Here is a 21,793-nt window from a genome sequence, read left to right as displayed (position 1 = left end):
CATGCTGACTCGACGCGAATTCAACTTTTCGATGCTGGCGGCTCCGGCCGTGGTGGGCACTGCGTTGGACAAGGCTCCGGCGCGGGCCATTGGGATGGACGGAAACGAGGCGGCGGCCTGCAAGGTGACGCGGCAGTGGACCGGTGCAATCTGCCGGGCGAGCGTCACGAATAGCGGGACGCAGGCGGTGAAGCTGCGCGAGATCGTGCTGTTCGAGGGGCCGCACGGCTACGGGCCGGAGACCAAGCTGTACGGCGAAGGCTTCACGATGTTGAGCCAGACAGGCGGTACGCTGGGCGCGCCCCAGGCCATCGGCGGGTATCTCGACAGGAAGCATTACCGGATCCCAGAGCCCGCGGACGCGACCACGGTGTATAGCGTCGCGTGCCTGTCGCCGGCGGCCAACCGGCATGAGCTGATGGCGTTCACATCGTCGCGGCGCTATGCCGGGCGCTTCCATTTCCGGCCGTCGACCCTGCAGGTCACGCTGGATTGCGAGGGGCTGGAACTGGCTGCGGGGCAGACGTGGCCGCTGGAAGAGTTCGTCCGGCTGGAAGGAACGAACCGCGCGACGCTGTTCGAGCAACTGGGCGGGTTGATCGCGAAGAATCATCCTCCGCTGAAGTGGACGGCTCCGCCGGAGGGCTGGTGCTCGTGGTATTGCTTCGGACCGAAGGTGACGGCCCAGCAGGTGCGCGACAACCTGGAGTGGATCGCGAAGAACGCTCCGAATCTGAAGTATGTGCAGATCGACGACGGGTATCAGCCGGCGATGGGCGACTGGCTGGAGACGGGTACGGCGTTCGGCGGCGATATCCGCGCGGTGTTGAAGGAGATCAAGACGCGCGGCTTCGAGCCGGCGATCTGGGTGGCTCCGTTCATCGCGGAGGAGAAGTCGAAGCTGTTCACTGAGCATCCGGGCTGGTTCATGAAGGACGAGCAGGGCGCTCCGCTGGCGTCGAACAAGGTGACGTTCGGAGGGTGGCGCCGCGGGCCGTGGTACGCGCTGGATGCAACGCAGCCGGCGGTGCAGCAGCATTTAAAGACGGTGTTCCGGACGATGAACCAGGAGTGGGGCGTCACGTATTTCAAGATGGACGCGAACTTCTGGGGCGCGATGCACGGCGGGCGGCTGTCGGACGCCAAGGCGACGCGCGTGGAGGCTTACCGGCGCGGGATGGAGGCGATCATTGAGGGCGCGGGGCGCAGCTTCCTGCTGGGCTGCAACCATCCCATGTGGCCGTCATTGGGGCTGATTCACGGGTCGCGGTCGTCGGGCGACATTTCCCGCAAGTGGAGCACAGTGAGGATGGTCGCCAGCGAAAATCTGAACCGCGCCTGGCAGAACGGCCGCTTGTGGTGGAACGATCCCGACGCGCTGGTGTTGCTGGGCGACCTGCCTGAGGATGAGTTTATGTTCCATGCCGCGGCCACCTATGCCACGGGCGGCATGCTGTTGTCGGGCGACGACCTGACGAAGATGACACCGGAACGCAAAGCGCTGCTGCTGAAGCTGCGGCCCACCGGGCAGGCGGCCGCATTCGATCCGGAGTTCAAAATCGGCCGGATGAAGCGGCCGGGCCACGAGCTGGTGTTCGTCCTGAACTGGTCGGACCAGACGGTGACGCAATCCTTCCTGCTGCCGGGGCTCGTGCAGGTGAAAGACTTCCTCACGGATGAGGACATGGGCAGACACAGAGGCGATTGCGAGGTGCCGGAGATGCCGCCGCATTCGGGCCGCGTGTTTCAATTGGGTGGCTGAACAGGCCGTTTCCCTGAGGATTTCCACATCTGCAGGGCGCGGAAGCCGCGTTCCGTCTCCTGCGGCGTGATAGAGCAGTGGCCGCCGCGGCGAACGTACTGCTGGGCGAACCACTGCCCAGCCCCGGCATAGCGAACGAGGTCGGCATAGGCGTTGGGGACCGAGGGTGGCACCAGCGGATCGTAGGTGGTGTGGATGGCGAGCAGGGGCCGTGTGAGGCGGCCGGTGGGCGAGTAGTAGGTGCGGAGGTACTCTGCGGCGCGCGGATCAGCGGTGTAGCGCGCGACCCCGTCGTTCAGCTTGTTGTCGTCGGGCGAGCCGCTGTAGATGGTGTCGCGGTTGTCGAAGGGGTTGCCGCCGCCGCGCTGCTGCAGGTCGAGCAGGACGTAGGTCCAGAAGACGAGGGTGTCGGCGAGGTCGTGATTCGCGGGGATGCCGGCCCACTGGCGCACCGCGGCGGCCTGCTGGGGTTTCGACTTCAGCAGGGCTTCGACCTCGGCGGTCTTCTCGGAGGTCATGCGATAGGACGCTGGCACCTTGGCCGGGTTGGGCAGCGCGCCCGGGAAATAGTAGTCAAAGACGACGCGCATGTCGAACACGCGGTGCTGGATGAACTGCTCGGCCGAGCCCAGCGGGCCGCACAGGGCGAGGCCGCCATCGTAGGCACTGGGGAACTTCTCCAACAGGGTCATGGTGAGGAAGCCGCCCATGGAATGGCCCATGACGAAGGTCTCCACGGGTTTGCCGTACTTGCCGCTGAAATAGCGGCGCACGGCTTCAGTGTCCTGGACCGCCTGCTCGATCGCCCAGCCGCCAGTCGCGTAGCCGGATTGGATGACGGCCACTCCGCTGTCGAGAAATCCGGAGAACTGCGGTTTCTCGTTCTGTGCGAACTTGACGGGATTGCCGTCGTAGCCGTGGCAGTAGACAAGGAGAACACCGGTCCAGCGGGCAGGCACATCAATGCGGTAGCTCGCGCCGTTCAAGCTGCCGGTTTCGACACGCGGCTGGGCCTGGCCGGCTACGCACATCGGAAGAATCGACAACAGTAGAGCCGTTGGGAACTGCTTCATGCGGATCCTCCGAGATGGGCGGGATTTACGGGTGCGGCGGAGCGGGGGACCCATTTCCGGGTGCCCGCTCCCTGACGACGGCAGCCTTGTCTTTAGCTGTGGCGGATGACCAGCACATCGCCGTCCTTGACGATGTACTCCTTGCCTTCCAGCCGCAACTGGCCCTTCTCGCGCAAGCCGCCGTAGCCGTTCTGGTCGACCAGCGTCTGCCAGTTCACGACTTCGGCGCGGATGAACTTCTTCTCGAAGTCGGAGTGAATGGCGCCGGCCGCCTTCACCGCGGTGGAGTTGATCGGAATGGTCCAGGCGCGCACTTCCGTCTCGCCGGCGGTGAGGAAGCTCATCAGGCCCAGCAGGCGGTACATCACATTGATCAGGCGGCCCAGGCTGCTGCCGGGCAGGCCGTAGCTCGTCATATACTCGGCAGCCTCTTCGGGCGAGAGCTCCGACAGTTCGGCTTCGATCTTGCCGCACACGGCGCAGAGTTCGGCGTTCGCCTTGCCGGAGAGCAGTTGCTCGCGCAGGCTGGCCTCTTTTTCCGGCAGAGTGGCGGCGTCGGCTTCACCCAGGTTCATCACCAGCAGAATCGGCTTCTGCGAGAGGAACTGGAAACCGCGCAGCAGCTTTTCGTCGGCCGGTTCGAGTTCCCAGGCGCGCAGCGGCTCGCCCGCTTCCAGCTTGCCCTTGGCGATTTCCAGCAGCTCAAATTCGCGGTCGAGCGACTGGTCGCGGATCTTCTTGCGCTCTTTTTCCAGGCGTTCCAGCCGCTTTTCGACGACGACGAGGTCGCTGAGAATCAGTTCCATGTCGAGGTCTTCGATGTCACGGCGCGGATCGACGTTGCCCTTCTCGTGCGGCACGGTGTCGTCTTCAAAGACGCGGACCACGTGGGCGATGGCGTCCACCACGCGCAGGCTGGCCAGATAGCTGGGATCGCGCAGGGCTTCCTTGGAGATGGCCGGGAAGTCGAGGAATTCGATGGTGGCGTATGTGATCTTCGGCGGCAGGAAGATTTTGGCGAGGGCGTCGATGCGCTGGTCTGGCACTTTGGTCATGCCGACACGCGCTTCCATCGTGCCTACGCGGGTGGCTTCGTGTACGCCCGTGAGGATAGTGAACAAGCTGGTCTTGCCCGTCATGGGGAGACCGAGAATGGCTGTTTTCATAAAACTTATAGGGGAACTTCTACCCGGTTCAGGATTTCGGCCAGCAGCCGCTCGGCTGTCTCCGTCGAGCGGTTGGAGAGCGACACGCGCTGGTTGAGAACCACGCGGTGCGCAAATACCGGCACGGCCAGGCGTTTGATGTCGTCCGGAAGAACGTAGTCGCGGCCCTCCAGCAGGGCCAGGGCCTGCACGGCACGATACAGCGCCTGGGCGCCGCGCGGGCTGACGCCCAGCAGCAGCGATTCGTGGGCGCGCGTGGCCTCGACGATGCTCAACATGTAGCTGACCAGGGCTTCGTCCACGCTCACGCGTTCCGCGGCGAGTTGGGCGCTGAGCAGCTCCTCAGGGGTCAAAATGGCCTGCGGGGCGGGTCCGTTGACTCCCGGCGACTGGCGCAGGATCTCGCGTTCGCTGGCGCGGTCCGGGTAGCCGATGCGCAGCCGCATCAGGAAGCGGTCGAGCTGCGATTCCGGCAGGGGATAAGTCCCGTGATGCTCCACCGGATTCTGGGTGGCGATCACCAGAAACGGCTCCGCCATGGGGTAAGTGTGGCCATCGATGGAGATCTGGCGCTCGTTCATCGCTTCCAGCAGCGCGGACTGCGTCTTGGGCGTGGCGCGATTGATCTCGTCGGCCAGCAGGAAACTGGTGAAGATGGGGCCGGGCTTGAACTCGAATTCGCCCGTACGGGCGTTGTAGATGGTGACGCCCAGGATGTCGCCGGGCAGCATGTCGGCAGTACATTGCAGACGCTGGAAACCGCAGCTCACGGTGCGGGCCAAAGCCTGGGCCAGCGTGGTCTTCCCGACGCCGGGGACGTCTTCAATCAGCAGGTGCCCGCGCGACAGCAGACACACTACGGACATACGAATGACATCGGCCTTGCCGCGGATCACCGCGTTCAGCGACGCTTCGAGTTCTGCCAATCTGGTTGCGGCCGAGACCGCGGCCTCAGGGCCGTGCATGTTGTTTCTATGATAGCGATTCTTCAGCGAAGACAGCTCGCCGTTTGCGCGAAATGCTTCGCTGCAGGAATCGACGCCCGGCGCCGGCCGAACGTGCAACCCTCACAGCGCTAGTGGGTTTCGGACGGCCGGATGGGCCGCAGATACTCGAATTCCACCCAGCCCAGCTTGCCGGCGGCCAGCCCGTCGAGGATCTCCACCTGATAGCGGCTGCCGTCTTCCACCTTCACTCGCACCTGGGTTCCGGTCGTGGCCGGAAAGGCGGTTTGGGCGATTTCGGCCTTCTCCAGGGCCAGGCGGTCCTGCTTGCCCATGGCGCTTTGCAGGCTGCGGGTCTGGTCTTTCGCCTCCGCCAGCCAGATCGCCTGCCCCGTCGTGGTGGTCAGCACCGCCACTTCGCCTTTGTGCAGCGTGTGGTTTTCCGGAGTTTCAGGCTTCAGTTTCCAGGCCTTCCCTACCCCGAACAGAATGACAAATCCAGCCAGAATCACCAAAAGTGCAAGGAACTTGTTCACGGCGGCTTCCTTTCTCCGACTGACTCGTGCCGCCCTTAAGGATAGTTATGTCCGATTTGAAGTCAAGCCCCAATCATTCCGCGGGCCGGAGGCGCCGCGGGGTCTGATACGATACAAGTTCACTGCCATGACTCGCATGCTTCGAGCGGCTGTGGTATTGGCTTGCCTGGTGGCCGTGCTGCAGTCCCAGGCCTTCTCCCAGGGGAAGAAGAAAAAAAACAAGAAGGACGAGGACTTCACGCAAACCCTGGAGGTGGCGCCGGATCCCCCGTCGGCCATCGCCGCCGATACGGCCAGGCTCGCCTTCCTGGTCACCCCCCTGTCGGCCAAGGGCCTGCTCTCCCAACAGACCCGCGACGCGCTGAAGTGGTTGCAGCAGAACAACAAAGGCGCCCAGTTTGTCCGCATCCGGGCCTATGTGGCCGGGACCGGCGACCTGCGCCGCATACCCTCGCTCGTCAGCGAGATGTTCACCGAGAAGAAGATCGCGCTGCCCGTGGTTTCTGTGGTCCTGGTCGGCGGACTGCCGCTGGAAGCCGCCCAGGTGCAACTCGTAGCCACCTTACAGGACCGCAAACCAGTGAATCCCGGTGGAATCGCGTTCCTGGCCGCACAGCAGCCCGCCTTGCAGCAGACCATGGAACAGTTGAAGAGCCGCGCCGGCGGGGATGACGTCCTGGAACTGGCCTGCGCCGCGCCGACGTTGGAAGAGGTGGCTGCCGCGCGCACCGCCGCCGCCGCGCTGTTCCCCAAGGCCCAGTTGTTGTTCTACCAGGCTCAGCGCTCAGTCAGCCAGCCCACCGCTGCTTGCGAGGGCATCGCCCGCCTGGCCCAACCCCCGGCCGGTGGCGCCCGCTTCCAGGAAGGCGCCGTAGCCGTCTCCTCGCCCCGTCTCATCTTTAGCGGCGCCCAACTCGCCTTCCGCTACCAGGAAGCCGACGCCCGACTGGCCTTCCAGCGCCTGGAGAAGACGGTGCAATCCCTGGGCGGCTCGCTGAAGCAGAGCGTCTCGCTGAACGCCTACCCGCTTTCACCCCAACTGGCCGACCTGGTGGCCCGCATCCGCCTCGAATTTCTTGATCGCAACCGCCTGCCGGCGGGCACGTCGCTGCCTTACGAAGGGCTGCCGTCGATGGACGCCAGCTTCGGATTGGAAGCGGTCACCCTGGGTTCGCCCGCTCCCTGATTCATATAGTCCAAGAGGTCTTCCTTCATGTCACAAAAACCAGTTGTCACGTTCGGCGAAATCATGCTGCGCCTGGCGCCTCCCGGTTATGAACGCCTGATGATGTCGCCCATGCTGGTCGCCACCTATGGCGGCGGCGAAGCCAATGTGGCCGTCTCGGTCGCCAACTACGGCCAACCGGCGCGCTTCGTCACCGTGCTGCCCGATAACCCCATCACCGAAGCCTTCGTCTACCAGATGCGCGGCTTCGGCGTCGACACCAGTTTTATTCGCCGCGCCCCCGGCCGCTTCGGCATCTACTTCGTCGAACCGGGCGCCAACCAGCGGCCCTCCAAGGTTGTCTACGACCGCGCCAACAGCTCCATCGCGCTGGCCAAGCCGGGCGACCTCGACTGGAACGCCATCTTCGCCGACGCCGGCTGGTTCCACATCACCGGCATTACCCCCGCCCTGACGCAGTCCGCGGCCGACCTCTCCATCGAAGCCGCCAAAGCCGCCCAGGCGATGGGCGTCACCGTGTCGTGCGACCTGAACTATCGCAAGAACCTGTGGAAGTACGGCAAGTCGACCCAGGAAGTGATGTCGCAGCTCGTGCAGTATGTCGACTTCGCCATCGCCAACGAAGAAGACTGCCAGAAGGCGCTGGGCATCAAGATCGACGTCGACGTGCACTCCGGTAAGCTCGACCAGGCGCAGTATGAGGCCCTGGCGAAGAAGGTGCTCGATACGTATCCGAACCTCAAGGCCATCGCCATCACGCTGCGCGAGAGCTTCAGCGCCTCGCACAACGGCTGGTCGGCCTGCCTGCACAACCGCGAACAGTTCCTGCTGAGCCGCCGCTACGACATCACGCACATTGTCGATCGTGTGGGCGGCGGTGATGCCTTCGCCGGCGGCCTGATCTACGGCCTCCTCAACCTGCCCACGCACCAGGACGCGTTGGAATTCGCTGTCGCGGGCTCGTGCCTCAAGCACTCCGTCCCTGGCGACTTCAACCGCTTCACGAAGGCGGAAGTCGAAGCCCTGATCAAGGAAGGCGGCAGCGGCCGCGTGCAGCGCTAAACATTAGCTCTCCAGACACAAAAAGGGCCGCTGGGAACGCAATCCGTTCCCGGCGGCCCTTTTCCTTTTCAGCTACTGCAGCGAATTGGCTTTGAAGCTGGTGTAGGCGCCGCTGCTGGCGAAACGCAGCCCCATCACCGTCATTTCACCCGCCAGCGACGAGATCTCCAGGCTGCCCTTCTTCCCGTCCACGATCCCATTGAGATCGATCAACCGGAAGGCGGCATGGCCGTTGGGCGGAATCTCGGGCAATTGCACCTGGACGATGCGCTGGCCCTGCAGGTCGCGGAACGTGAAGTTCACCACCGAAGCGACATCGCCGCTCATGTTGGCGACCGCCACCGTGGTGGTGAAACCGCCCGTGTTGTCGAACGGCATGATCGTCCGTCCAGGTGTCGCCACGTTGATCGGCACCGCGGCCTCCTGGTCGGGCCGGCCGGGCACAATCTGCTTGAAGACGGCGAATCCGGTCACCCACTGGCCGCTGAGGATCTCAGCCCAGCCGCTCTGCACGGTGGGGCTGGTGCCGGCTGTTTCCAGGGTGACCGAGGCGCCCGGCGCGATCGTCACGTTGGTGGGATCCACGCCATTCAGGAACGTCAGCGGCCAGGCCGCGGCCGTATTGCTGCCTGTGTCGCGCCAGAAGCGCAGGTTCACGGTCGCCTGGGTCGCGTCGTTGTTCACCAGCGTAATGCTGGTGCGGAACGATGTGGCCGAGTCGCCGCCATCGGCAATCTGCGGCAAAGACCGCTTGCCGCGCGTGTACCGGTTGAAAGTCTGCGCCTCGAACGAGGTGAACGCGCCCGTGGGGTTGAAGCGCAGGCCCAGCAGCGAAATCTGGCCCGAGGTGATCCACAGATCCGCCGTGCCACGCTTGTCGGCCAGGTACGGCCACAGCGAGGACAGGGCAAACGCATAGTGGCCGCGCGCCGGGATGTCCGGCAGCCGGTCGACCTTGATGATGCGTCCCAATTCGTCACGGAACGCCACGCGCACCTTGGCCGTCTCGGTCGTACTGACATTGGCAATCGCCATGGCCGAAACAAACCCGCTGGCGTTGTCGAACGGCAACAGGCTGCGCTGCATCAGCGTGGAGTTCAGCGGGACCGCCGCTTCCTGGAAACGGCCGTCGGGCCGCGACTGGCGATAGACCGCCACGCCGCTGATCTTCTCTCTGCAGATCACTTCGGCCCAGCCGGAGGAGGTCGCCGCATCCGTGGCGGCCGTCTGTACGGACCAGCTCGCATTCGGCTGGATGACGACGTTCTCCACCTTGTCGTTGTTCTCGATGGGCGGGTTCCAGGCCACCGTGGCATGCGTGGTGGGCTCCGACTTATAGAACTTCACGGTCACATAGGCCGGCGTCGTATCGTTGTTCACCAGCGTGATGGATGTCTTGAAATCGCCGCCGTCCGCTACCTGCGGCAATGAGTAGACCCGGGCGGGTTCCAGTTGCGTGCGGACCGGCAACTGCACCACCGGCGTAGTGTCGGTAGGCGTAATCAGAAGACTGTCATCGCGCGGCAACTGCACCGCCGCCAAAGTGTCCATCTGTACGGAGAATGTCGAGGGGGTCAGGCCGCGATTGATCGAAACCGTGAGGTCCGGCGACGGCACCACTTCCGTGACGTCGAAGTAGGCCAGGCGGCCACCGTTGGCCACCACCTGTACCGGCTGCGGCGGCGCCGCCAGTGTGCCGAACGCATAGAAAGTCAACTGCGACGGCACGACGGTGAAGCCTGGCGGCTGGTCCACCACGGTTACCTTCACTGGCACAACGCCAGTGACGCCCGACAGCGATGGAGCCGAGATCCGCAATTCCCCGGTCAGCACGGTGCCGATATCAAAGCCAGAGGAATTCACACGAACCCCCACCGTGATCGGCGAGAGGATGGGCGACGGGTTGGTGGTGGAAAGCCAGTTCGCTCCATCCGTCGTATAGGGCGTGATCTGGATCTCGCGCACAGTGCCGTCGGAGTTGGCGATGTTGAAACTCGAAGTGGTCGAAGACTCCGGCCCCAGCGTCAGGTCGAGGCTGGCCGGAGTCAACAGGAAGGCGATGCCCTTCACCGTGAAGAAAACATCGAAGGACGTCGACAACTGCCCGGTGCTGGCCGAGGGCGTGATCGTCACCTTGCCCGAATAGGACCCCGTCTGCATCTGGACCGGATTGCACGTGACCAGGAAGTCGACCGTGCCGCCCGCCGCGACTGCTCCGCTGGTAGGAAATACCTCCAGCCACCCCTGATTACCCTGGACGGAATAGTTGAACCCCGGACCGGTATTGATCATCCGCACCGTGGTATTCACCTTGGCGCCGGTCCCGGCATCCGCATTCAGGTTCGCCGATTGTGGCGCAAAGAAAAGATAGGGGTTCTGCGCGTGGGCCAGCGAGAGGCAACCACTGAGCAGCAAAACAGTTGCGAGTTTCATGACTTTCAGTCTCCGTGTGCCTGACCGGACCGCGTTCTACAAACCGTCGGCCCGCCCGCATAGTCATCATAGGTTCAGGACATGGTACACCGCAAAGGGGGTAATCCTTCATCCGGACACAAGACGGGCTACTCCCTGTCCTTCGGCATGGGGAAGCCGCAACGCCAGCCTCCCTTTCGGACACCCTGCCACACGTGGAGGCCGGCCGTCCGGAAAGAAACGCCGCAGCAAGGCGCCGCGTCCCCTTATAATCAAGGTCAGAATCACTCATGTACTCACGCAGGCAAGTCATTCTGGGGGGCACCGCACTCGCGCTCTCTTCCGCCGCGGCCCAGCAGCCCGCGCCTCACACCGCGCAGCCGCCACAGGTCACCTCGGCCGAGGCCTTCAAATCGGGCGTCAGCGAAGTCATCGTACCCGTGACGGTGACCGACGACAAAGGCCGCTTCGTGCGCGATCTGGACCTGAAGGACTTTGAACTGCGCGACGAAGGCAAAGTTCAGAAAATTACCTATTTCACGCGCGAACGCAATCAGCCCGTGGTCATCGGTTTCCTGGTCGACCTCTCCAACTCCAACCGCCTGCATTGGGACAAGTTCAAGGAAGCCATCCAGGATCTCGTGCTCGCCACGATGGAGCCGGACGGCAAGCCGGACCCGCGCTTTTCGGGCTACCTGATCGGCTATTCCACCGAAGCCGAACTGCTCATGAATACGACCGACGATCCGGAAAAGATCCTCGACCGGTTCCGCAAAACGAAGCCAGGCGGCGGCGCTGCCCTGTTCGATGCCGTCTACCAGTCGTGCACCAGCCGTACGCTGGTCAAGGGCGAGCCCATTGAGCCGCGCCGGGTCATTGTCATCGTGGGCGACGGCCACGACAACAACAGCAAAAAGACCCTGGACGAAGTGGTGGAAATCGCCCAGCGCAATCTGGTGACCATCTACGGCGTCTCCACAGTGGCCTTCGGCTTCCGCAATGACGGCGAGCCGAACCTGAAGCGGCTGTGCGAGTCCTCCGGCGGCCGCGTGGTGTATCCTCTGGAAAACCTGTACTCCGACGTCTCCGGCTACCTCTCCACCCCTTCGGACGAAGGCAACTTCGCTTACAAAGTCGGCACCGGCGGCTACGCGGCCGCCATCATGCGCGGCATCGTCAACGCCATCTCGGCCACGGCCGGCGAAATTACTACCCAGTACATCCTGAGGTATACGCCGGACAATACCGATGTGGCCAAGAAATTCCGTAAAATCGAAGTCAGGGTAAATCTGGCCAATGTGAAGGTCAGAGCGCGAGAAGGTTATTATCCTTTTGCCCCCTAACGACCGATAAGACTTCTTCCATGTCGCTGCCATCCGACACCACCGCCCCGCTGGAGACCCACACCGCGGAATACCGCGTGTTCCAGGCCTTGGGCGAGAATTGCGGTGTCGTCGTAACGGATCCCCAATCCGGAGCCTGCGCCATGCGCTTCCGCCGCGACTGGGACGATTTCGCCCCCGAAGAGGCCGAGGTCCTGCAGGCTCTCGCCGAGGATCTGCCCCTGAAACAACAGGAGTTAGGCACGGACGCGTTCCTGAACTGGATCGACGGGAACCTCTCCAACACACTCAGCGTGGAACCGCCCGCGCAGGCCCTCTGCCTCGACCTGGAGCGCACGGCCCAGGCTCTCTACCGCCGCTATGTCCACTCGACCGTCCATCGCTTCCAGACGCACCTGCCGCTGATCCCCATCGACCTGGCCGCCGGCGGTCTGGGTCAGGATCGGGCCGCCGGAGCCAGGGAATGGATCGAAGCCGAAGTGCCCGGCCGCCGCGGGCTCTCCGACGACCTCTTTCTGGTCCGGATTCACGGCCGCTCCATGGAACCGGAGATCCCGGATGGCTCCATTTGCGTCTTCCGCTCCTACTATGGCGGCTCGCGCAAGGGCGGCATCTTCATCGTTCAGCGCATCGCCACCATGGACGAAGGCGGCGAGTTCACGCTGAAACGCTATGAAAGTACAAAGCAAGTGACGGCCGAAGGCTGGAGCCACGCCAGCATCCGCATGCAGCCCGAAAACCCCGGCTTCTCCAGTTGGGCACTGCGGGAAGAGGACCGCTGGGTCACCATCGCCCAATTTATCAGCGTGTTGGAAGACCCCGTCGCCTGATGCGGCTCACCAGCAGCAGCACTCTCGCCTAAGTCAGCACCCAGGCGAGTTGCGACTGGCCGTCTTCACGCTTGGAGGGCAGCCGCGCCGTAGGCAACACTCAGGCCGCGGCCGGTTCGGCCGGGCAAACTGATCCGCAGCCTGCTGTAGTCCGGAATATCCACCCCTATCTGGATCACCTGCATCCCGGCCGCCCGGCCTGCCTGCACCCCCGCCGGCGCGTCCTCGAATACCAGGCAGCGCTCGGGAGGCACACCCAGCCGTTCGGCGCCCAGCAGGAAGCAATACGGGTCCGGCTTGCCGTTCACCACCTCCTCTGAGGTCACCATCCCGGCCGGCACGGGCAATCCTGCCGCCTGCAGGCGGACCTCAGCCAGCTTACGGGGGCAGGAGGTGACAATCGTCCAGCTTTCACGGGGCAACCCGGCAAGCAGGGCGGCAGCAGCCGGAATCGGCACCACGCCATCCGTGTCGAGCTCCTCGGCCCGGTTGAATTCCAGCGCCGCGGCGGTGGCGTCGATCTCCGGCGCAAACATGTGGATGGTTTCGGCCGTGCGGCGGCCGTGCGAGACGGCCAGGATCCGGTTCACGTCAATGCCGTGCTGATCGGCGAAGCGCTGCCAGTAACGAACCACCACCAGATGGGAATCGACAAGTGTACCGTCGAGGTCGAAGAGTATTGCATCACAATCGTAGGTCATGGGAAATGGGATGGGCCCCTGAACCGGGGCTCAATCTCCATTATCGCAGGCCCGGACCCTGACGCTATGAATCCGTCTTCTCGATCAGCTTCTCCACGTTCATCATGTAGATCGCCATCTTGCCGTGGCGGTCACTTTGGAAGAAAATCCGCTGGCTGTTGGCGCTGAAGAAAGGCTCGGCCAAGGCCGGATCCTTGGCCTTGTGCTCGCATAAAGTAAATTCTCTCCTCGTGGCACGCAACAGCAACAAAATATTGGGAGATGCCTTGCTGCGGCTGGCCCCGACGAAGACGCTCGAGTTGGCGTTGCGGGCGAAGACCACGAACTGGCTGGTTTTGGCGATCAAAGTGTCCGTCCGGGCATCCAGCACCTGTTCCCGGATGGCGATCAACTGGTTGGATTCGGCCGGTTCCAGCAGATACTGCACGGCTTGCCCGTCGGGCGACCAGAACGCCTGCAGCACCCGCCCGGCGGGAGTCTCCACCCGCCGCTGGCCCGCTCCGTCAAAGGCAGCTACCCAGAGCTCCCCAGCCTCATTCAGCCATAACAGCATGGCCCGCTTCGGGTTCGGGGTCACTTCCAGGGCCGTGCCTCGCACCTCCACCGCGGTCTCCGGGCTGCCTTTGGGCTGTCGCAGGCGACGGATATTCGCCTGTCCTTCGCGCTTTTCCACAAAGAACAGGGATTGCCCGTCCTCGGTCGAAATCACGGGCCCGGAACGGGTCCAACCTTCCCTGATTTCCGCCAGTTCCGTCCGGTGCTGGTTGTTCACCTGGATGGAAACCAGCTTGGTTCCACTGAAGAACAAGGCCGAGCGGTCGTCGGATGAAAACGTCAGGGAATCCGGCGCATACTCTTCCACCACGGCCAGCGGTTTGATCTGGCCGTTCGACAATTCAATGACATACGGAGCCCACTTGTCTTCCGAGCGCGCGGAAAAGAGCAGCGTGCGGCTGCGGCGGTCGACGCAGCGCGCCGGCAGCGGAGAGAGCGTGCTCTCATGCTCCGGACTGGTCAGGCGGCGGACATCGAACTCAGTGGAAGGATCCTGGTAGCGGACCCACTCCTGCGAAGCGACGGCCACGCCAGCCAGAAAGGATCGCCGCGACTGCTCCATATCCAGGATTTTAGCAGGCAGGCCGCAGGGTTCCACGCCGCTTACTTGCGCGAATCGTGGCCGTGCTCTTTCGGGGTCGAAGTGTAGTGCTCCTTCAGCAGGTCCACGCCGAAATCGTCCTCGAAATCCCGCCATACACTATGGATGTGATTGGCGTTGTTTTGGGTGTTGTCATATTCGATCAGGAAGGTGGGTGACTGGATCCGGTAGTAGTGCGGTCCGCCCTTCTCGATCACGCCCGCCCAGGCGAAGTAGACATTCAGCCCGGCCTCTTTGACCCGCTGCCGGCGCTGCTCGGCCAGTTCGCCAGGCAGGTTTTCGATGTACTCATCGATCAACACTGCCAGCAACTTACGCTGGGCCGGGGTCATTTTGGACTGCAGCAGGCCGCTGGGCTGTCCGGCCAGGGCGGCCTTGCGGCTGCGTTCGGTCAGAATGTCGGCGTAAGCCTTCTCGGCTACCAAGGCCACCTTCCGCTGCTCGGGTGTCAGGGCGGTCATCAATGCCCTGCCCTTGTCTTCTTCCGCACCCAGGACGCGCAGCCCGGCTCGTGGGCCTTCCTTCACCTCGCCCGGATTCGAACCCAGGAAGGTGGGGTTGCCCGTCGCTTTGCCCTTCACCACAGTGAAATGCAGGCTGACATGGTGTCCTTCGATGCGGTAGGCCCAGGTGCCCTCGGCCGAAGGTTCGCCGAAGATGCTGAAGTGGTAGCGCTCCGGGTTGCGGCGGCCGGCTGTGTCCTTTTCCATAATGCGCAGGATGTCTTCCAGGCTCATGATGGTGGTGGTCTTGATGAAGCCCTGCTGGCTGAGCCCGGCGCTGAGCAACGCGGAAGCCAGCGCTTTCTGGTGCGACGTCATCTCCGAGAGGGTGAGCCCCTTGCGGGGGCGATTGTAGCGCTGCGGGATGTCGGCGCTCGGGATGTAGTGCCAGAAAAAGCGCTCATCGTCCTCGAACGGGAACACCACGCTGGCCCGCTGTTCAGCGGTGAGGGAAGCCAGGAAATTCTTTGCGGTAGCGACCATTCGCGGCAAGGCGTGGTCATGTTCGTCGTGCGCCCACAGCATGGACGCCACGAGGAAAAGGGGAATCGCGGCCCAGAAACGCATGGGACGATTCTACACGACTCGGGCGGATGTAGGGCGGAATCCTAGAAGGCGAAATCGCGCGAAGCGTTGGACGTGGCCAGCGCGGACTTTTCCAGGTAGTAGTGCGGATTCACCGGAGCGCCGCCACGCCGTACTTCATAGTGCAGATGCGGTGCGGTCGCGCGGCCGGTCATGCCGGTTCCTCCGATGACCTGACCCATCCTTACTTCCTGGTTCGGAATCACATCAATGCGGGAGAGGTGCGCGTAATAGGTCTGGAGTCCGTTGCCGTGATCGACCACGATCAGTTTTCCGTAGGCGCCGCCCCAACTGGCTTCAGTGACGATGCCGTCAGCCGCCACATGGACAGGCGTACCCTGGGGCGAAGAGATATCGACACCGGTATGGAAGGCCTGGTGGGAGAAGAACGGATCCTGGCGGGTGCCGAAGCTGCTCAGCAGGCGGCCCATGACAGGCCAGAGGCCCGGCGTGGTATTCACCAGCCAGCGCCGGCTTGTCAGGCGTCCGCCCGTGCCCAGCGAAGCGGTCTTCAGCCGGTTGTACTCTTCCAGTGTGTCGCGCAGGGTGGGCATCAGCGGCATCTGGCCAACCGCGGCCAGGCTGCTGTCGGGCGCGGCATCGACGCGCTTGTTCAGACCGTAGGCGACGGAGACTTCCGAAGCGAACATCTGCAAACGCGCCATCTGTTCGTTCGTCTGGTTGGCTTCGGTCAGCAGTTTCTGATAACGCGCCCTCAGGAACTCGGTCTCTTCCCGCAGGCTATTATAGTTGCCCACTTTCCATGCCATCCGCAGGTAACTCGAGACCATCCCGAAGAGAGTGAAACCGCCCAACAGGGCCAAGCCCAGGACAGCAAAGATCACCTTCTGGTCGATTTGGAATCGGCGGAGACGCCCATGGAGGGAGTGAGCCAGAACTACGATGAAGTAGGGCTGATTCATAACTTGCGTTCAAAAACGAGGCTGCGGTCTGGTTCGATTTGTCTTTCCGATCTGAAAGCCAAAGCGAACTGCAAGAGCCCGCCTTCGCGTACGGCGTAATACAGCGCCGAAACGCAAACCTTACGGTAACAATCAAAACTGGGGCTGTCAAGGTTTCAAATGTGGTCAGGCAGTGTGTCGGGCGTGTCAATCCAACCCGCCGGTCCTTTCATTTTTTGCTGCATCTTGCTGCAAATAAATCAACTTATCCAGTAGTAGATAGACGAATACTAGACACAGACCTGACAGAGCCAAGGGGCAATTAGGAGATCTTCATCCAAAATGAGCGTGGGGTGGAGCGGCGAAGGAAGAGGGGCAGGCGAAGGAACAGAAAAAATGCGGCGGGCCGTGTGGGCGCGGCCCGCCGGAACGGCGATTGGGGATCGCCGGGCTAGGGAAGAAGGGAAGGCTTAAGGAACTGAATAGGGGAATAGGGATTCGCCTGGTTCGGTTCCACCTTCCATTCGTTTGCAATCGCGGAGTTATCGACCTCCATGGCTTCCCCGTCCGCCCCGCCACGGCTTGGTCGAAGATCGGTCAAGTCTTCGGCCGTCTCGAGACGAGGGGAGTAGGACGGGGAATGCCAAGGAGCATGGAGTAAACGGCTGGAGGAGGGTGCCGTTACTCCGCACCCGATGCGGCCTCGGATTCGCACCGGATGATTCGATAAATCCTTCGCTGCGGGGAAGGTCGTCAAATATCGTTTGGATGACAGCAGCCGCGTGGCGCGTGCTGCCCGGGGTACCATTGCCTGGCTCCTCGGGCAGCCCTCCGATAGCGCGCCCCGCACCTTGATGGCAGGCGTCAGGCTCCATCCCCTCCGCGCGGTGGCCGCGCCGAGCCCGGGAGCCAGTGCCAGGCTGAGTGACAGAACCTGACACACTTTTGATCGCCTCGTCATCGATGCACCCTTACAGCTTCCGGCCCGCCACTTTTACTTTTGGGGTGGCCAGATAGCCGATAACCTGATCTTTCCGGACCTCGTTCACCACCAGCTCGTACGGCTGGCGTGCCTTCGAGACCACATAGAATTGGACTGGTTCGTTGATATTCTTGTCTTTCTTTTCAACCTTCTTGTCGTCAGCCACGATCTCCATGGTGAAGCGGTTGCGCTTGAAATCAGCCTTCTTGAGCTGCACCAGGATGTCGCCTACCCGTTGGGGGGCCGACGTCTTCGTCAACGTAAACTCGAAGTACTCGCGCTCGCCCAGTTCGCGTAGCGCCGAGAGCTCTTTGCCGTTCGTGGCGATCAATCCACTCATCACACCCATGTCACCGGTGGTGCGGTGGAGTTCAGCTACAGTACGGTCCAAGTCAGAGCGGGTAGAAGCCACATCCGTGCGAACGGAGCCCACTTCGGTGGTGATATCCGTCAGCCGGGCGGTCGCTTGATCAGCCCGCGACTTGATCTGATCCAATTCCTCGGCCAGCACTTTCTGGTGCTCATCCTGCCGTTGTGACAGTTTGTTCGTCACGCGGGCCGCGATGGCCTCTGCCTGCCGGCGAGCCAACTCTTTGGCCTTTTCCGTGCTCGACGCGGTTTCTTTCCGCGTGGAATCCAGTTCGGTCCGCAGTGCGCTCAGCGTCTGCGTCATGTTCAGGTCCGACGAGTTCAACGTCTGGCGTAGCGTTGCCACCTCGCGCTCCAGCGCGGCGGTCTGCATTCGCGTGTTCACCAGATTCATGTGCTGGTAGGCCCCGACACCCAGGCTGGCAGCCAGACCCACGCCCAAAACGGCGATGGCCCAAGGGAAGCTGCGGCCTTTCGATTCGTCGTTGCCTTCACCGGTCACATTCGTAGTCACGTTTTCACTGCTCATGTGGTGCTTGCCTTCACGCTTAACAATGCATCTGCCTGGCCAAATCCAACGCGTGTTTTTTTTCAACAGCTTACGACGGGTAGACTAGGGCGAAGGTCAAGTAAGATTTACCAGATGAGTAGGACCTGTCGGAAAGGGCCGGAAAGAATTACATCTGAGTCCGAATCCGGACGAGGTGCGAATGAATCTAGCGGCCTACCGGTTGTGCGACCGCCTCCGCCAAGCGGGCGGCCCGCACAGCGGAACTGGGGTGCGACTCGAAATAAGGGCGAATGAACCCTCGCCTGGGATTGGTGCGCGTTAACTGATCAAGTCGGCGGAAGACACCAGGCATCTGTTTGGCGTTGTAACCGGCCAAGGCAGCGAGATAGGCGCCACGTGTATCGGCGTCGAACTCCTGCTGCTGGCTGTACGTGACGGCTGCGGCCTGCCGCACCAAGTCGAGCAGTACTCCTGCATCTGGAATGCGGTGCCCGGACAGGGCGGCCTCGTAGCGGTGTTGATCCAGGCAGTGCTTCAGATCAACATGCGCCATCTCGTGGCCGAGCACGCCGGCCAGTTCGTCGTCGGTCTGAACGAAACCGAGCAGCCCGGAAGTGACGTAGATGTGCCCGCCCGGCAGCGAGAAGGCATTGATCGCGGAGCCGGAAACGATATGCGCCGTATACGTCATGGGCCGCCGGACGTGCTGGCTCAAGTTGGCGGTGATGCCCGCGACGCGCGGAAGGCCTGTGCTTTCTTCGCCCCAAACGCTATAGGCGCCGGCCGCCAGGCGGTTCCCCAATGCGGTCTCTTCAGCGATCGAAACGTGGACGAGGGCACCGCTGGTCCGGGCGGCGTCGGAGAACAGGTCGCTCCAAAGAGTGGCGACCGACTCCAAGTCCTGTTTGTCATCAATCTTGCCGGCGCGGACCAGAATGCCGGACAGCGCCAGGGCGCCCATGGTGATCAGCAGCAGAATGCGGTCGCTCATAGCAGATTCCTCAGCCGCTCACGGAAGCGGGTATAGACCCACGAAACTCCGAGGAGGATGACGCCCAAGGCGATGAAGGAGAGAATCCTGGGCAACGTCTCCAGATTCCGTAAGTCATAGATAAATAGCTTCAGGATGCAGCTCAGCAGCAGGACAAGGCCGGTCAGGCGCAGGATGCGCTCGCTGGCCGGGAAGCCGGCCGCCAGAAGCAGGACGCCCTGTAAGCCCCAGGCGACGGTGAGCCCGCTGCCCGAGACTTCGCGATAGAGCAGCGCCGCCAGCAGCAGGCTGCCCAACAGGCTGTAGTAGGTCCGGGGACGCTCTTCGCGCGGCGCCAGAAACTCCTGGGCATACAGCGCCGCGATGACAATGCCGGCGGTCAGCAACCTGCCTGGCAGGCCGGCGAAGCTTTGCGGATCGTCAAAGTTCGATGCCATGCAGCGGACCGCGGCCATCAGGGCCAAGGTGTAGCTCTGCCAGCACCAGTCCTCTGACTCGAACTTCCGGCCTAACACCAGCAGAATCAGGCCGAACAGAGACCAGCCGACCACCGTGAAGACGTGCCCCATTTCAAACCGCATGAGGATCGCGATGGCGGCGGTGGCCATCCACAAATGGGCTCGCAGCCAGGGCCAGCCGTCTTCCCTGCTCCGCCGGTACAGATAGAGGAACGAGCCGGAAACCGGCAGCACGCTGATCAGTCGATGCGACAGGCCGCCAGTGGACCCGGTATTGGTGAAATTCGCGAAGAAGAGGCGCGTGAAGGCGGCCACGCCCACGGCGTGTCCGATCATCCGTAACTGATTGTGGTCAAAGCGGAACCCGGCCTCGACCAGCAGTACGGCGAGCGCCGACCAGGCCAGCGCGACCGCCACATCGGGCAACTGGAGCCACGAAACCGTTAAGGCGAAAGTGGTGGCGGCGAGAGCGGCCTGGCTGCTGAGCCAGAGCTTCCCTTCCCTCGTCCACAGCCGGAGCGCCATCCAATAGCCCAGCGCGGAGGCGCCGGCGAGGGAAACCCATTCGCTGACGGCGGCCGGGCGGCTGAAGTGGTCGAAGAGGCTGAACGCGACGGCGAGTACGGCCAGGATCCAGGCGAAGTAGGCCTGGCGGCGGAAATCGGAGGCTTTGCGCCAGAAGCTGAGTTCCAGCAGGATGGCGGTCCAGGTGGTCCACACCAAGCCGAGCCAGCGTTTCGGGGTCTCGGCCCCGAGGACCAGTTGAACCAGGGCGGAACCGGCGTAACCGTAAGGAATCGGGACAGTTCGCAGGTCCCGGTTGGTGTAGGCGATGACCGCCATGAGGATCGCGGCGGGGGTCCAGTTATGGAAAGTGAGACCGGCCCAGGTAATGAGCGCGGAAGAGTCGGCGGCGGCCCAAAGCATACGAAGCAGCGCGCCGCCAAAGACGATGGCGGCCAGCCATTCCAGGAACCGCAGGCGCCAGCGCCAGGCGGCCAGGAAGAGGAGTTCGGCTTCCACCGCCAGCATCACGCTGCCCCAGGCTCCGCCGGCGTAACGGACGACCGCTAATGCGGCCAGCGCGGAAGCCAGGACGATGGAGTACTGATAGGCATTCGACCGCATCCGCCCGCGCAGCAGTGAGTCACCGAGATAGAGCAGCGCGGCGGCCGCCAGAAAGTGCGGCAGATGCACCGGATCGACCTTCTCCCACTTGGCGGCGGAGAGAAGCAGGAAACCTAACGCATTGATGGGAAAGATAAAAGAAGCGTAGGCGGGGCGCGGATCCTCAGACCGCAACTGCACCATATCGAAGGCTTCGAAAATCAACCACAGGCTGAACAGGAACGCCTGGGTGGTGAAGAGAGGCGAGCCCTGGTCACCGTGGGCGATGATGATGCCGTAAGTGGCTGCAACGCCGAGGACGCCGATGGCATGCCAGCGCAGGCGGTCGGCCAGATAAAGCAGTGCGGCGGAGAGCGGGATCAGCGCGCCGACGCCGAACTGTTTCGAGGGCGAGAGGGCCAGGGCTCCATAGGCGCTGGCGGCGGCGATGGCGGTGACCGTCTGGCTTTGATAGCGCAGGGAATGCGCGATCATGGCGCCGGCGACGGCCATCAGCAGCATGGCGCCGAGGGTGTCGTTGTAGATGACCCGCGCGGCGTCGACCGCAAACATCGCGTAAGTGGTGGCATATAAACTGGCCCACCCGGCGCCTAACAAGCCCCAGGCAAAGACGCGGTAGCGCTGGTTGCGCTCGACAAAGAAGCCGGCGGCGAGCAGTCCGCCGCTGACGGCGAGGGAGACTGCGACGCGGGCGGCTGGACCCATCTGGGTGAACGAGTAACCGAGAAACAGCACCAAGCCGATGACCAGGACGAAAGCGCCCAGTTTGTTCAGCAGGCTACCGCCGACCAGCGACTCCCATTCGTCGTCGCCGACCAGCTCACGCAGGCGGTCGGAAAGCGTGGGTTGCGGCTCCAGTACGAAGACCGGTTGCGGTGCGGGTGGAATGAACGGCGGCTCGGGCGCTGGGGCCTGAACGACAGGTGTTGTTTTAGCTGCAACCTCTTCTGCTACAGATACTTCCGGCTCGAAGACGGGAGCCGGCGGCGGCGCGGCCGGTACGGGCGGCGGGACAGGAGCGGCAACGGGCTCCGGCTGTGGTGCGGGCCGCTGCTCCAGCAGATAGACCCGGGAGGTCAGTTCGGCGATCAGTTCTTCCAGGCGGGATACACGGCGGCGGCTCATCCAGAGCACGAACGCCAGCCCAAAGATGAATACCCATTCCACGGAATTGGCACCTCAAAGCAGGGAAT

General features: G+C 63.0%; 17 protein-coding genes. 5 read left to right on the top strand and 12 right to left on the bottom strand.

All coding sequences use genetic code 11. The features are described 5' to 3' along the window. The first annotated feature begins 1 nt into the window (after position 1). On the top strand, positions 2–1,762 hold the full coding sequence (locus tag ACR9Y2_RS24245; protein WP_435044255.1) for an alpha-galactosidase: 1,761 nt from the start codon (positions 2–4) through the stop codon (positions 1,760–1,762). Here ACR9Y2_RS24245 and ACR9Y2_RS24240 read toward each other — a convergent pair. The 4 genes from ACR9Y2_RS24240 to ACR9Y2_RS24225 form a co-directional block, all read right to left on the bottom strand. Next, a complete protein-coding gene (locus ACR9Y2_RS24240; protein ID WP_435044254.1) occupies positions 1,747–2,835 on the bottom strand; it encodes an alpha/beta hydrolase in 1,089 nt (362 codons plus the stop codon). The genes ACR9Y2_RS24245 and ACR9Y2_RS24240 overlap by 16 nt on opposite strands. A 92-nt stretch (positions 2,836–2,927) precedes the next feature. Next, positions 2,928–4,001 (bottom strand): redox-regulated ATPase YchF, encoded by a 1,074-nt coding sequence (gene ychF / locus ACR9Y2_RS24235; RefSeq protein ID WP_194450914.1) that lies wholly within the window; start codon positions 3,999–4,001, stop codon positions 2,928–2,930. Positions 4,002–4,006: 5 nt separating this feature from the next. Further along, complete coding sequence (locus ACR9Y2_RS24230; RefSeq protein WP_435044253.1) at positions 4,007–4,966, bottom strand: AAA family ATPase; 960 nt, start codon at positions 4,964–4,966, stop codon at positions 4,007–4,009. A 110-nt stretch (positions 4,967–5,076) separates the two neighbouring features. Beyond that, positions 5,077–5,481 (bottom strand): hypothetical protein, encoded by a 405-nt coding sequence (locus ACR9Y2_RS24225; protein ID WP_435044252.1) that lies wholly within the window; start codon positions 5,479–5,481, stop codon positions 5,077–5,079. A 127-nt stretch (positions 5,482–5,608) separates the two neighbouring features. Between ACR9Y2_RS24225 and ACR9Y2_RS24220 the strand changes: the two genes are divergently transcribed. Beyond that, positions 5,609–6,667: a hypothetical protein gene (locus ACR9Y2_RS24220; RefSeq protein ID WP_435044251.1), complete on the top strand. Its 1,059-nt coding sequence runs from the start codon at positions 5,609–5,611 to the stop codon at positions 6,665–6,667. Between the two features lie 27 nt (positions 6,668–6,694). Beyond that, positions 6,695–7,729 carry a PfkB family carbohydrate kinase gene (locus ACR9Y2_RS24215; RefSeq protein ID WP_435044250.1) on the top strand — a complete coding sequence of 345 codons (1,035 nt, stop codon included), beginning with the start codon at positions 6,695–6,697 and terminating at the stop codon, positions 7,727–7,729. Between the two features lie 72 nt (positions 7,730–7,801). Here ACR9Y2_RS24215 and ACR9Y2_RS24210 read toward each other — a convergent pair whose 3' ends face one another. Next, positions 7,802–10,162 carry a BACON domain-containing protein gene (locus tag ACR9Y2_RS24210; RefSeq protein ID WP_435044249.1) on the bottom strand — a complete coding sequence of 787 codons (2,361 nt, stop codon included), beginning with the start codon at positions 10,160–10,162 and terminating at the stop codon, positions 7,802–7,804. Between the two features lie 269 nt (positions 10,163–10,431). On the opposite strand from ACR9Y2_RS24210, the gene ACR9Y2_RS24205 reads away from it, so the two are divergent. Continuing rightward, on the top strand, positions 10,432–11,484 hold the full coding sequence (locus ACR9Y2_RS24205; RefSeq protein ID WP_435044247.1) for a VWA domain-containing protein: 1,053 nt from the start codon (positions 10,432–10,434) through the stop codon (positions 11,482–11,484). Positions 11,485–11,504: 20 nt separating this feature from the next. Further along, on the top strand, positions 11,505–12,314 hold the full coding sequence (locus ACR9Y2_RS24200) for a S24 family peptidase (protein ID WP_435044246.1): 810 nt from the start codon (positions 11,505–11,507) through the stop codon (positions 12,312–12,314). A 65-nt stretch (positions 12,315–12,379) separates the two neighbouring features. Here the strand turns inward: ACR9Y2_RS24200 and ACR9Y2_RS24195 are convergent, their stop codons facing one another. From ACR9Y2_RS24195 to ACR9Y2_RS24165, 7 genes are all read right to left on the bottom strand, one after another. After that, the gene (locus ACR9Y2_RS24195) at positions 12,380–13,015 is read right to left on the bottom strand and encodes an HAD-IA family hydrolase (protein ID WP_435044245.1); all 636 of its coding nucleotides are present in this window, start codon (positions 13,013–13,015) and stop codon (positions 12,380–12,382) included. Positions 13,016–13,079: 64 nt separating this feature from the next. Continuing rightward, complete coding sequence (locus tag ACR9Y2_RS24190) at positions 13,080–14,168, bottom strand: hypothetical protein (protein ID WP_435044244.1); 1,089 nt, start codon at positions 14,166–14,168, stop codon at positions 13,080–13,082. 5 nt (positions 14,169–14,173) lie between these two features. Continuing rightward, on the bottom strand, positions 14,174–15,241 hold the full coding sequence (locus ACR9Y2_RS24185) for a DUF3500 domain-containing protein (RefSeq protein WP_435044242.1): 1,068 nt from the start codon (positions 15,239–15,241) through the stop codon (positions 14,174–14,176). A gap of 41 nt (positions 15,242–15,282) precedes the next feature. Then, complete coding sequence (locus ACR9Y2_RS24180) at positions 15,283–16,182, bottom strand: M23 family metallopeptidase (RefSeq protein WP_435044241.1); 900 nt, start codon at positions 16,180–16,182, stop codon at positions 15,283–15,285. A 950-nt stretch (positions 16,183–17,132) separates the two neighbouring features. Continuing rightward, entirely contained in the window at positions 17,133–18,041 is a 909-nt protein-coding gene (locus ACR9Y2_RS24175) for a hypothetical protein (RefSeq protein WP_435044240.1), read from the bottom strand. 187 nt (positions 18,042–18,228) lie between these two features. After that, positions 18,229–19,014 (bottom strand): M48 family metallopeptidase, encoded by a 786-nt coding sequence (locus ACR9Y2_RS24170; protein ID WP_435044239.1) that lies wholly within the window; start codon positions 19,012–19,014, stop codon positions 18,229–18,231. Next, positions 19,011–21,767 carry a DUF2339 domain-containing protein gene (locus ACR9Y2_RS24165; RefSeq protein ID WP_435044237.1) on the bottom strand — a complete coding sequence of 919 codons (2,757 nt, stop codon included), beginning with the start codon at positions 21,765–21,767 and terminating at the stop codon, positions 19,011–19,013. Before ACR9Y2_RS24165 ends, ACR9Y2_RS24170 begins: the two co-directional genes overlap by 4 nt. Positions 21,768–21,793 lie beyond the last annotated feature (26 nt).

This window comes from Paludibaculum fermentans, assembly GCF_051172195.1.
GTDB lineage: Bacteria > Acidobacteriota > Terriglobia > Bryobacterales > Bryobacteraceae > Paludibaculum > Paludibaculum fermentans_A.
Note: the sequence above shows the minus strand (reverse complement) of the source record. Positions and strands in the feature narration are given on the sequence as shown.

Bases quoted from the DNA above. Each gene is read 5' to 3' on its own strand.
- ACR9Y2_RS24230 (WP_435044253.1), bottom strand. From the start codon at position 4,966: ATGCACGGCCCTGAGGCCGCGGTCTCGGCCGCAACCAGATTGGCAGAA.
- ACR9Y2_RS24205 (WP_435044247.1), top strand. From the start codon at position 10,432: ATGTACTCACGCAGGCAAGTCATTCTGGGGGGCACCGCACTCGCGCTC.
- ACR9Y2_RS24220 (WP_435044251.1), top strand. From the start codon at position 5,609: ATGACTCGCATGCTTCGAGCGGCTGTGGTATTGGCTTGCCTGGTGGCC.
- ACR9Y2_RS24240 (WP_435044254.1), bottom strand. From the start codon at position 2,835: ATGAAGCAGTTCCCAACGGCTCTACTGTTGTCGATTCTTCCGATGTGC.
- ACR9Y2_RS24180 (WP_435044241.1), bottom strand. From the start codon at position 16,182: ATGAATCAGCCCTACTTCATCGTAGTTCTGGCTCACTCCCTCCATGGG.
- ACR9Y2_RS24185 (WP_435044242.1), bottom strand. From the start codon at position 15,241: ATGCGTTTCTGGGCCGCGATTCCCCTTTTCCTCGTGGCGTCCATGCTG.
- ACR9Y2_RS24245 (WP_435044255.1), top strand. From the start codon at position 2: ATGCTGACTCGACGCGAATTCAACTTTTCGATGCTGGCGGCTCCGGCC.
- ACR9Y2_RS24200 (WP_435044246.1), top strand. From the start codon at position 11,505: ATGTCGCTGCCATCCGACACCACCGCCCCGCTGGAGACCCACACCGCG.
- ACR9Y2_RS24215 (WP_435044250.1), top strand. From the start codon at position 6,695: ATGTCACAAAAACCAGTTGTCACGTTCGGCGAAATCATGCTGCGCCTG.
- ACR9Y2_RS24210 (WP_435044249.1), bottom strand. From the start codon at position 10,162: ATGAAACTCGCAACTGTTTTGCTGCTCAGTGGTTGCCTCTCGCTGGCC.
- ACR9Y2_RS24175 (WP_435044240.1), bottom strand. From the start codon at position 18,041: ATGAGCAGTGAAAACGTGACTACGAATGTGACCGGTGAAGGCAACGAC.
- ACR9Y2_RS24195 (WP_435044245.1), bottom strand. From the start codon at position 13,015: ATGACCTACGATTGTGATGCAATACTCTTCGACCTCGACGGTACACTT.
- ACR9Y2_RS24170 (WP_435044239.1), bottom strand. From the start codon at position 19,014: ATGAGCGACCGCATTCTGCTGCTGATCACCATGGGCGCCCTGGCGCTG.
- ychF (WP_194450914.1), bottom strand. From the start codon at position 4,001: ATGAAAACAGCCATTCTCGGTCTCCCCATGACGGGCAAGACCAGCTTG.